The sequence below is a fragment of the Candidatus Zixiibacteriota bacterium genome (assembly GCA_020853795.1).
Lineage (GTDB): Bacteria > Zixibacteria > MSB-5A5 > CAIYYT01 > CAIYYT01 > JADJGC01.
In genome coordinates this window covers 1-11,970 of sequence record JADYYF010000113.1, presented here as the reverse complement: position 1 = coordinate 11,970, position 11,970 = coordinate 1, and the positions used below count along the sequence as shown (strand labels likewise).

Annotated in this window: 5 protein-coding genes; 1 reads left to right on the top strand and 4 read right to left on the bottom strand. The window is 59.9% G+C overall.

What is annotated here, in order from left to right; all coding sequences use genetic code 11:
* Nucleotides 1-32: 32 nt before the first annotated feature.
* Nucleotides 33-2,147: an acetate--CoA ligase family protein gene (locus IT585_09095; protein ID MCC6963394.1), complete on the bottom strand. Its 2,115-nt coding sequence runs from the start codon at nt 2,145-2,147 to the stop codon at nt 33-35.
* Nucleotides 2,148-2,511: 364 nt separating this feature from the next.
* Nucleotides 2,512-4,182, bottom strand: a complete 1,671-nt coding sequence (locus IT585_09090) for a T9SS type A sorting domain-containing protein (protein ID MCC6963393.1) — start codon at nt 4,180-4,182, stop codon at nt 2,512-2,514.
* Nucleotides 4,183-4,633: 451 nt separating this feature from the next.
* Here IT585_09090 and IT585_09085 point away from each other — a divergent pair, with 451 nt between their 5' ends.
* On the top strand, nt 4,634-6,322 hold the full coding sequence (locus tag IT585_09085) for a glutamine--tRNA ligase/YqeY domain fusion protein (protein ID MCC6963392.1): 1,689 nt from the start codon (nt 4,634-4,636) through the stop codon (nt 6,320-6,322).
* 90 nt (nt 6,323-6,412) lie between these two features.
* Here IT585_09085 and IT585_09080 read toward each other — a convergent pair whose 3' ends face one another.
* Entirely contained in the window at nt 6,413-10,171 is a 3,759-nt protein-coding gene (locus IT585_09080; protein MCC6963391.1) for a molybdopterin-dependent oxidoreductase, read from the bottom strand.
* Nucleotides 10,172-10,180: 9 nt separating this feature from the next.
* A complete protein-coding gene (gene nuoF / locus IT585_09075; GenBank protein MCC6963390.1) occupies nt 10,181-11,944 on the bottom strand; it encodes an NADH-quinone oxidoreductase subunit NuoF in 1,764 nt (587 codons plus the stop codon).
* Nucleotides 11,945-11,970: the final 26 nt, after the last annotated feature.

Here is an 11,970-nt window from a genome sequence, read left to right as displayed (position 1 = left end):
TCAGAACGAAGCGGGCGTCGACGGCGCGGAAGTTATTCTCTGGTCAGGACGAAGCGGGCGTCGACGGCGCGGGTGTTGGCGGTGTCGGCGGTCACGATAAAGGGATTGATGTCGATCTCGGCGAAATGGGGAAAGTCGAGCACGAGTTGCGAGAGTTTGCCGATGGCATCCTCGATCGAAGAAATGCTGACCGGCTTGGAGCCACGGAAGCCGGTGAGGAGTTTGTAGCCCTTGAGCGACTGAATCATCTCGGTGGCGTCGACATCGGTCAGCGGCGCGATGCGGAAGGAGACATCCTTCATCACTTCGACGTAGATGCCGCCAAGGCCGAACATGATCAAGGGACCGAAGGAGGGATCGGTGGTCATGCCGATGACGGTCTCGACGCCGCCGGTGATCATTTCCTGGATCACGACGGAGAACTTCTCTTTAGCGTTCGGCATCGCCTTCTTAATGCGCTTCTGCATCTCGGAGTATTCTTCAAGGACTTCCTGCGGTGTGCGCAGGTCGACGGCGACGGCTTTGTACTCAGTCTTGTGCAGGATGTGGGGCGTGTTGACTTTCATCACGACCGGAAAACCGATCTTCTGTGCGATTTTGGCGGCCTCCTCGCGGGAGTAGGCATACTGATAGGCTGCGACCGGAATTTTGTATGCATCCAGCACCTGCAGAGCGTCATCACCGATCACGGCGGGATTCTTCGCTTTGCGGTTTTTCGCGATGATCTGGGCGACGCGCTCCTTGTCGCCTTTCACTTTGACGATCTTGCCCTCGGGCCGATCGAGGTAGCGGCGGTACTTGTCGATGTGAGCGAGCATGGTGGCGATCGATTCGGGGAAGATCATCGCCGGAATGTCGGCGTGACGCAGACGCTCGAAGGCGTCAGAACCGTAGGTCACACCCATAAAGCAGGCGAAGGTCGGCAGTTTCGATTCGCGCGCAGTGTCGATGATGGCATCGGCGACGAGATTCAGGTCGATCGTCACCGGCGGGACGCAGATCGCGATGACCGAGTCGATGTTGGGATCTTTGGTGACGTGCGCAAGCGACTTGCGGAACTCGACGCCGGTGGCGCCGGCCACGAGATCGAGCGGGTTGTTGACGGGCGTGCCTTTCGGCAGAATCGGTTGAATCGCCTTCACGGTTGAGGCGTTGAATTGCGGCAAGGTCAGGCCGCTGGAAACGAGTGCATCAGTGGCGAGAATGCCGGGACCGCCGGCGTTGGTGACGATGGCGACGCGGTTGCCCTTGGGTACCGGCATCTTGGCCATAGCGTTGGCAACGTCGAACATTTCCTCGATGGTGTTGGCGCGGATGACGCCGGTTTGTTCGAAGAGGGCGTCAACGCTGACATCGAGGCCGGCGAGCGCGCCGGTGTGCGAGGACGCGGCGGCGGCGCCCTGGGTGGTCTTGCCGGACTTGACAACGATGATCGGTTTGGTGCGGGTGACCTCGCGCGCGATCTTGCTGAAGGTACGCGGGTCGCCGAAGTTTTCCAGATAGAGCAGAATGATCTCGACGGTCGGGTCGTCACGCCAGTATTCGATGATGTGATTGCCGTCGATATCGGCCTTGTTGCCGATCGAGGCGAACATCGAGAGGCCGAGGTTGATCTCCTGTGCCTGCGCGAGGATGGCCTCGCCGAGCGCGCCCGATTGCGAGATCAGGCCGATCTTGCCGAACGAGGGGCGAATTTTCGAGAAGGTGGCATCGAGATGCACGGCGGGGTCGGCGTTGATGATACCGAAGCAGTTGGGGCCGATCATGCGCATGCCATAGCGTTTGACGGCGGCGGCGACCTGGGCCTCAAGTTCGGCACCGGCCTTGCCCTGCTCTTTGAAGCCGGCGGTGATGGTGAGAACGCCCTTGACGCCCTTCTCGCCGCATTGCTCGACGGTGGCGAGGACGAGTTCTTTGGGGACGACAATCACGGCTAAATCAACCGAGTCGGGCACATCGAGGATGGTCGAGTAGCATTTGATCGAATGGATCACGGATTTGGTCGGATTGACCGGGAAGACTTTACCTTCGAATTCGTAGTCGATGATGTTGTGGAGGAGTTCGCGCCCGATGGAGCCGCGGCGGTTGGTGGCGCCGATGACGGCGATCGATTTGGGGCGGAAGATAAAGTCGAGCGAGCCTTTCACGGCGGAAGATCCTTTCGTCAGCAGTCCTCTTGGGCGGTATGATACCGGGGCGGGGGGCAAAGTCAAGGGGGATGTTGGCCGCATTGGAATGGAATTCAGCCGTAGGCGTGATGAAGTGTCTGAGAGTCTCAGCGGACGAATTGCGATGCGGCGGCAGGTCACAATTTCGCTTCGGATCGATGGAACTCGTGGCGGCGGCGAGATGACGGCGCGAAATCAAGGCCTGCCGCAACCGTCGAAGTCCGGAGGTGCCCATCAGACTGGAGCGGGCGAGAAGCGGGCGAGTTGATGAGGGCCGGAGGGGGCGAAATGATGAGGGCGGGAGGGGACAAGCCCCTCCCCTACGGGTATGGCGATCGATTTGTTATTTCAGAAGGGTCATTTTGCGAGTTTCGGTGACGGCGCCGACTCGGAGGCGGTAGAGGTAGACGCCGGAGGCGACGGCGTGACCGGAGTCATCGCGGCCGTCCCAGAGCACGGAGTGATCGCCTGCCGGCAGCGGCTGATCGACCAGGGTGCGCACGCGCTCGCCGAGGAGATTGTAAACAGCGAGAGCAACTTCAGTTGCGTGCGGCACGCGGTACTCGATCGTCGTGGTCGGATTGAAGGGGTTGGGATAGTTTTGCGACAGGTTGAACGACCGGGGGAGCGGGTCGGTGATGTCGTCGTCAGCGGCAGTCGCAACGCTGACGTCCATCTGGGCGACAAAGCCGTCCTGCGCGCCACCGGCCAGCGACATGGTATTGGGGCCGAAGGTGACAGCGGCATGAAACTGCCCACCGATATAGGCGGCGGATCGATTGGGATTGAGCGCCAGACAGAGCGGGTAAGTATTGGTGATCAGGCCGGTGCTGCGCGCGCTCCAGAGGATGGTGCCGTCGGCATTGATGCGGAGGCAAAGGACATCCGCGGGACTGGAAATGTTGACGATGGAACCGGGAAAGGTGACGCCGACGGCGTAGTTGCCTGCGACGAGGAGATCGTTGTTGGCCAGGACGCGAAGGCCGCGGGCGCGATAGGTTGAGCCGAGCGGGCCGCTGGAGCCGATTGCCCACTGCACGACGCCATCGGAGTTGTACTTGATAAGACACGACCCGGCGATAGCGCTGCCGGCGTTGACGGTGTCGGTATCGAACCCGGCCTTGCCCTGGTACTCGCCGACAATGTAGACATCACCATGATCGGAGGTGGCAACCGCATGGCCGATATCCTCCTGACCGGGTGTTGAAACCGCGCCGCCGCGCCGCGCCCACATGAAGGAGCCGTCGGGCTCGAACTTGACCACGAAGATGTCGGGATCGGTGCCGCTTGCGGTTGAGAGCACATCGGTACCGTAAGTGAGCGTGCCGGTCATGCGCCCGGTGACGAGCAGGCAGCCCCAAACATCGATGGCGATGTCGCGATAGCTGACGGTGTTACTGCTGCTGGCCGGCATGATATGGGTCCAGACGGTGTCGCCATCAAGGGTGAACTTGGCGAGTGTGCGACCGGCGGCGACATAGATGTTGGTGCCGGAGTAGAGCAAGCCGCCGGGACCGCTGATGACGCCGGGGATCAGCGAGGCCCATTGAGCATCGCCGTTGCTGTTGTACTTCACGAGGGCAGCCATCGAAGTGGCAGTGCTCGCGACCTGGACGCCGCCGCAATCGAGCGTGCCGCTGAAAGCGCCGGCGACGTAGACGTTACCATCGAAGTCGGTAACGATGTCGATCGCCTGATCGAGAAAGTAGGAGGAGCCAAAGCGCTTGGCCCAAACGGTGTTGCCGGCGGAGTTCATCCGGGCCACGAACATGTCCGCGCCGGCACTGACGCTCTTGAGTTTGGTGGCGCCGAATTGTGCGCTGTCGCCGAAGTCGCCGACGAGGTAGATGTTATCGGAGGGATCGGTGGCAATAGCAGTAACTTTGTTGGTGCCGTAGCCGCCGGTAGTGTAGGTGGCGAGTTGCCTGCCCCAGTTCCAGGCTTGGCCGGAGGCCGTTGCGGTAACAATTACGCTCGCCAGAATAGCCAGACGCGCAGTATCGAGTAATTGCATAGATATTCTCCTATTTCCATGCAAAATAGCGAAAAGCGGCAATCCGGCAAGCGGAATTGGAGGTCGGGACGACGATTTATCAGGTCGGCACGAGCGAGCCAGCAGGCGAGACGGGAGTTGCTGTCTGAATGAATGCGGCAAGTGGCTGCGGCTTCAGCTCAGGAGGAGACTTGCAGATCAAGATCGCGCAGCAGGCTGAAGACGTTGTGAACCTGATCGGTCCCGAGCTTTGATGTGAGGATCATCGCTCAGAAGCGCGGGCACGAGGAGATGATACGAAGGTGAATCGGTCGGCTTTGATCAGAGCGAGTGTCAAATGCAGCCGCGAATTTTTGCTTAACATTTGGAGGAAAATTGCATATGTATTTCCCCATTCCGAGGCCGTCGCGATGTTATCGGCGCTTGGGAGTTGTCGATAATCAAGCAGAAAGCGGAATCAAGACGACAGACTATGAGTGCCGAGACCAGCCGACCGTCAAATTTCATCAAGGACATCATCGAAGAAGACCTGAAAACGGGCAAGTATGAAGGTCGGGTGCAGACGCGATTTCCGCCGGAGCCGAACGGCTATCTTCATATCGGCCACGCCAAGTCGATCTGCCTGAACTTCGGGGTAGCGGCGGAATACGGCGGCAAGACCAACCTGCGGATGGACGACACCAATCCGGAGAAAGAAGAAGACGAGTATGTCAAGGCGATCATCGAGGATGTTCGCTGGCTCGGCTTCGACTGGGAGGACCGGCTATACTACGCCTCCGACTACTATGACCAACTTTATGAATGGGCAATCAAGCTGGTCAAGAAGGGCAAGGCGTTTGTTTGCGACCTCAATGCGGACCAGATTCGGGAATATCGCGGCACGTTGACGGCGCCAGGTAAGGAGAGCCCGTATCGCGGGCGTTCGGTCGAGGAGAACCTTGATCTATTCGAACGGATGCGCGGGGGCGAGTTTCCGGACGGGTCGAAGACGCTGCGCGCCAAGATCGACATGGCGAGCGGCAACATCAACCTGCGCGACCCGGTGCTGTATCGCATCCTGCGCAGCACGCATCATCGCACCGGCGACAAGTGGTGCATCTACCCGATGTACGATTTCGCGCACGGACAGTCGGATTCGATCGAGCGGATTACGCATTCGATCTGCACGCTGGAATTTGAAGATCACCGCCCGCTGTATAATTGGTTTCTCGATGAGTTGGAGATTTACCATCCGCGGCAAATCGAGTTTGCGCGGCTGAATCTGACCTACACGGTCATGAGCAAGCGCAAGCTGCTGCAGTTGGTGAAAGAAGGATTGGTCAGCGGCTGGGACGATCCACGGCTGCCGACGATTCGCGGCATGCGGCGGCTCGGGTACACGCCGGAGGCGATCCGAGATTTCTGCGACCGGATCGGCGTGGCGAAGGCGAATTCGACGGTGGATATTGCCCTGCTCGAGCACTGTCTGCGGGAGCATCTGAACAAGACCGCGCCACGAGTGATGGCGGTGTTGCGGCCGCTGAAGCTGGTGATCACGAATTATCCGGAAGGCCAGGTAGAGCAACTTGAAGCGATCAACAATCCGGAGGATGAGAGCGCCGGCAGGCGGCAGATACCGTTTTCGCGCGAGGTATACATCGAGCAGGACGATTTCCGCGAGGATCCGCCGAAGAAGTATTTCCGGCTGTCACCCGGCGCCGAGGTGCGCTTGAAGCACGCCTACATCATCAAGTGCACCGACGTGAGGAAGGACGCTGCGGGGAACATTGTTGAGGTGCATTGTACATATGATCCGGAGACCAAGTCGGGCGGCGCACTGGCGGAGACCAAGAAGGTAAAGGGCACACTGCACTGGGTGTCGGCGGCGCACGGACGGCGCGCCGAGGTGCGGCTTTACGATCGGCTGTTTATGTCGGAGAACCCCGATGACGTGCCAGAGGGACAGGATTGGAAGGCGGGGCTGAATCCGAATTCGCTGCAGGTATTGACTGATGCGATTGTCGAGCCGTCGCTGGAAGCGACCAAGCCGGGGATGCACTATCAGTTCCTGCGATTGGGTTACTTCACGACCGATCTGGAAACGCGGGACGGCCGGTTGGTTTTCAACCGCACGGTCAGTCTCAAGGACACGTGGGCGAAGATCGAGAAGAAATCAGAGTAGATCGAGGCACGGATGTCGCGGCAAAGCAAACGCCGTCGGAGTCAGACTCCGACGGCGTTTTGTATTGCGGATCGTGGAACCGTAGTCAGGCTACATCTGGCCAAACAACTGCGCCAGGCGGGTGTCGGTGCGTTCATCGAGCACAAGCACACTGGGGCACTTGACATCAGTCGCCTTGATCTGGGTCGGGTAGACCTCGAAGTGCGCCTTACCGGTTGCGGTCGGAAACGCGGAGGCAAAACGCGCCAGATTGTCGGGCGCGGTTTCGCGCGGCGGCAAGAGCTGGTGCGTCTCTTTAAGCAGCCAATCGTGGCTGTAGACGACGCCGGCGGCGCCGCCGTCGGCGGCATGCATGAGCTGCGCGATGATTTCGAGGTTACTGTGGCCGGTGAGGGGTTTGCCGAGGGACTTGATTGTTTGCCGCCGCCCTTCCCAATTGGTGATGGTGCCTTCGTCTTCGACGTAGGAGTTGAGCGGCAGGACGACATCGGCCATCTTAGCGGTCTCAGTCACGTAGAGATCGGCGACGACGAGAAACTCCAACTGCTCGATCCGCTTGGCCCACTCGGGATCGATGGCGGGGTTTTCGCCGAGGATGAAGGCGCCTTTGATCGTATCGCCGGCGAATTCATCGCGGAACGAACGGTGCGCCTTGAGCAGGCAAGCCAGATCCGACTTCCAAACTCCGGTCAACTGCTGCACACCTTCAAGACTGAGCGGCGCGCCGCCCGGGAGCAGGTGCTGGTCAAAGCCAGCCAACTGCAGGCCACGGGTATTCGCCTGGTTGGACAGCAGGATCAGGCCGTTGCCGGGAGTGCCGATACGTCCGGTCAACAGCAATAGCGAGGCGAGGGCTTTGAGATCATTGGGCGAGCGGTCACGACGGCTGTCGAGGTTGTAGATCGCCACGACCTTCTTGCTCGGATCGAGCAACAGCTGTGAGCAAGCGGTAATCCTGTCAGAGAGCACTCCGGTGACTGCTTCGACTTCATCGAGATCGAGCACCTCGACGTGGCGGCGATAGCGATCAAAGCCGGCGGTGCGGTCGGTCAGATAGCGATCATCCTGGCCATCCTGCTGAATGATGGTGGCAGAAAGCGCGTTGAGCAGAAGCGTCGACGTGCCGCGGCGCGGATCGAGCCAGATCGAGGCGAAGCGATTGATGCCGACGTCGGAGGAATTAATCACGATTGCCTGCTTGCCCTTCGTGAGCATCCGCTTGAGACGGAAGCCGAGGACAGGGTTTTCCTTGAAGGGGTCGCAGTTGACGAGGAGGATCAAGTCCGCCGCCTCAAGTTCGCGGCTGCCGCAGGTTGACGAAGTGGTGCCCAGGATATTGTCGAGCGCGTGATAATCGCCTTCGCTGGCCAATTGCTGGAAGCTACCGATGGTGTTGGTTTCGAGGGTGACGCGGGCCAGCTTGCCGGCAAGATAGAGTTCTTCGTCGGTCAGTTTCGGCGAGGCAGCCACCATCAGGGAGTCGCGGCCGTATTCAAGATGCAGATCTTTGACGCCCTGTTCGATTCGCTCCCAGACCTCCGGCCAAGTGGCGGGCACCAAATCGCCGCCTTTGCGGAGGAGCGGCCGGCGGAGACGTTCGTTGCCGAGCAATTGCTGATAGCCGTAGCGACCGCGGACGCAGAGTTCGCCGAAATTCGGTTCGCCGGCGAAGGAGCCGGAGACATAGAACAGGTCGGGGGCTTTGGCGTTGATTTCGACGTTACAGCCAACCGAGCAGAAGTTGCAAACGTTCTTGACCTTGTTCATGAGCCACGGTCCGCTGCGGCCGAAGGGCATCTTGTCGACGATCGCGCCAGTCGGGCAGACGTCGACACAATTACCACAGGAGATGCAGGAAGTTTCGGCCAACGGTTTTTCGAGTGCCGGTTTGACCATGGTCTTGAAGCCGCGATAGACGAAACCGAGGGCGGCGACATCGAGGATATCGGCGCAGGTGCGCACGCAGCGCCCGCAGTTAATGCACTTATTGGAATCGAGCGTGATGAACGGGTGGCGCGTGTCAACTTTGTAGCGATTGAACGCGCCGGCGTACCTGGTCTGGTCGGCGCCGTACTCGCTACAGTAGTCCTGCAGTTTGCAGTTCATGGCGACCTGGCAGCCGCACTCGACGCAGCGGCAGGCTTCGAAGCGCGCCTGCTCTTCGGTCAGACCGAGTTCAACTTCCTGGAAGCTGCGGATGCGCTGTTCCACCGGCAGTTCAGCGAGGTGCACGCGCTGACTGGGAGTCGGATCGCAGATGTCCTCGGCGGTGAACTTCTTGAGGTTGTCTTTGCGGCTGGCGAAGACCGGGCGCAGGCGTTCGTACTTGCCGGTCTCGATGTAGTTCATAATAGCGAAGGCAGCAAGGCGACCGGCAGCGATCGCATCGATAGCATCTGCCGGGCCGGTGACGACATCACCGCCGGCGAAAACGCCTTCACGCGAGGTGTTAAAGGTGCCCTCAGCGGCGATGATCGTGTGCCACTTGGAGAGTTCAACATCGTGGCCATCGCCGTCGCCGTTGGAGACGCCGGCGAGATCGGCCTCTTGGCCAATCGCTGAAATCACCCAGTCGCATTCGAGGAGGTAATTTGAGCCCTTCTTCTCGACCGGACGGCGGCGACCGGAGGAGTCGGGTTCGCCGAGTTCCATTTCGATGCATTCCATCGATTGGAGCACGCCGTCTCTGGAGTTGATCTTAGTCGGCGCGGCCAGGTAGCTGATCTTGATACCTTCCTGCTCCGCCGCGACGATTTCCAGTTCGTTGGCCGGCATTTCCTTGCGGGTGCGGCGATAGAGGACGATGACCTCGTCCGCGCCGAGACGCAGGCTGGTGCGGGCAGCATCGATAGCGGTGTTGCCGCCGCCGACGACCACGACGCGGCCCTTGATCGGCGGGGCCTGGTTCATGGTGACATCGCGGAGAAAATCGACGCCGCCAAGGACGCGCTGGACTTGCTCATTGGCGATGCCCATTGACTTGGCCAGTTGCGCGCCGAGGCCGACAAAGACCGACTTGTAGCCATTGTTCATGAGGCTGTCGATGGTGATATCGGCACCGAGGCGCGTGTTGGTGTGGACTTCAACGCCAAGGTCGGTGATCCACTTGATTTCCTTATCGAGGATCGCCTTCGGCAGGCGGTACTCGGGGATGCCATAGCGAAGCATGCCGCCGAGTTCGGGCAACGCCTCGAAGACGGTTGGCTCGTAGCCTTCGAGGACAAGGTAATAGGCGCAGGTGAGGCCAGCCGGACCACCGCCAATGATGGCAACTTTCTTACCGTTGCGCGGCTTGGGCACCGGCGTCCACATGTCGTCGAAATCTTTGTCGGCGGTAAAGCGCTTGAGGTAGTCGATACCGACGGCATCGTCGATCAGCTTGCGGCGACAGGCGAGTTCGCATTTGCGGGTGCAGACGCGGCCGCAGACCGACGGGAACGGGTTCTTTTCTTTGATCAGCCTGACCGCATCGTGGTACTTGCCCAGGTACGTCAGCGACATGTAGCCCTGGATATCGATATCGGCCGGGCAATTGAGGCGGCAGGCGCCGAAGCACTCGGCGAAATGATTCGAGACCAGCAGTTCCAGACAGGTCTTGCGGGCGGAGACGACTTTGGGGGACCGGGTCTGGATGTCCATTCCCTCCCACGGTTTGGTGGCGCAAGCGGGGACGAGCTTGCTCATACCGGCAACCTCGACCACGCAGAGGAAGCAGGAACCGAAGGGTTCGAGCTTGGGGTCGTAGCAGAGGGTCGGAATCGAATCGAGCTTGAAGTCATGGACGGTTTCGAGGATGGTCCGATTCGGGTCGGCGGTGACGGGCTGTCCGTTGATCTTGATGTTAATCATATAGTCACCTCAGTCCTTCACCACGGCGAGCGGGTTGCAGACCGTGAAGCATTTGCCGCATTTGATGCAGAGCTCCTGATTGATCACGTGCGCGAGTTTCTTCTCACCGGTAATGGCATTGGTGGGACAGGCGCGGGCGCAAAGCGTGCAGCCGGTGCAGGCTTCGGGATCGATCGTGTAGGTTAACAAGGGCGTGCAGACGTGCGCGGGACATTTCTTCTGGCGGATATGCGTTTCGTATTCGTCGCGGAAATAGCGGAGCGTCGTCAGCACCGGATTGGGCGCGGTCTGGCCGAGGCCGCAGAGCGAAGCGATTTTGATCTGCTCGCCGAGCTGGTCGAGGGTGTCCAGGTCTTCTTCGCGCCCCTTGCCCTCGGTGATGCGTTCGAGAATTTCCAGCATCCGCTTGGTACCGATGCGACAGAAGGTGCATTTGCCGCACGATTCGGACTGAGTGAAAGCGAGGAAGAACTTGGCGACATCGACCATGCAGGTAGTTTCGTCCATAACGACCAGGCCACCGGAGCCCATGATGGCACCGGTCTTGTTGATTTGCTCGTAGTCGATCCGGGTGTCGCCCATGGTCGCGGGAATGCAGCCGCCGGAGGGGCCGCCCATTTGCACGGCTTTGAATTTCTTGTCGTGATTAATGCCGCCGCAGACTTCGAAGATGATCTGGTTGATGGTGATCCCCATGGGGACTTCGACAAGGCCGGTGCGTTTGACTTTGCCGGCCATCGCAAAGACCTTGGTGCCTTTGCTATTCTCGGTGCCGTGGCGGGCATAGGCGGCGCCGCCGTTGGTGATGATCCACGGGATATTGGCAAAGGTTTCGACGTTGTTGATCGAGGTCGGTTTACCCCACAAGCCCTTCTGCGCCGGGAACGGCGGGCGGAAGCGCGGCATGCCGCGACGGCCTTCGATGGAGGCGATCAGCGCGGTTTCTTCGCCGCAGACAAACGCACCGGCGCCTTCCTTGATCTTGATATTGAAATTGAATGTGCTGCCGAGAATCTTCTCACCGAGGTAGCCTTGCTTCCGGGCCTGGGCGATGGCCTGCCGCAGACGTGCAATCGCCTTGGGATATTCGGCGCGGCAGTAAATGTAGGCTTCATCCGCGCCGATGGCGTAGGCAGCGATCATCATGCCTTCGATGACCGAGTGGGGATCGCCTTCGAGGACAGAGCGATCCATAAACGCGCCGGGGTCGCCCTCGTCGGCGTTGCAGATGATATACTTCTTATCCGACTGGTTAGCACGGGTGAGTTCCCATTTCTTGCCGGTCGGGAAACCGCCGCCGCCGCGCCCGCGCAGACCGGATATTTTGACCTGTTCGATCACTTGCTCCGGCGACAATGATTTCAGGGCTTTTGCGAGCGCCTGGTAGCCGCCGGCCTCGAGGTAATCCTTGATCGAGCCGGGATCGATGATGCCGCAATTGCGCAGGACGATGCGTTCCTGGCGGTCGAAGAATCCGACTTCGCGATCTTGGCCCGAAACCAGCCACTCCTCGATCGGCTTGTCTTGCTGGATGTGCTCCTGGACAATGCGTTTGACGCGGTCGGGGGTAACTTCGCCGTAGAGGTAGCCGCTGCCGTTGCCGTTGGAGACCGAGACCAGGACTTCACGATAGCACATGCCGACGCAGCCGGTTTCGCGGAGGACAAAATCCGCGCCGTCCTGCAATTCCTTCTGAAAGGCTTCGTAGACTTTCTCGCCGCCGGCGGAAATTCCGCAGGTGGCCAGACCGACCATGACTGTCTTCGATGGCATATTCCTTCAGCCTTTCCCTACTTGCG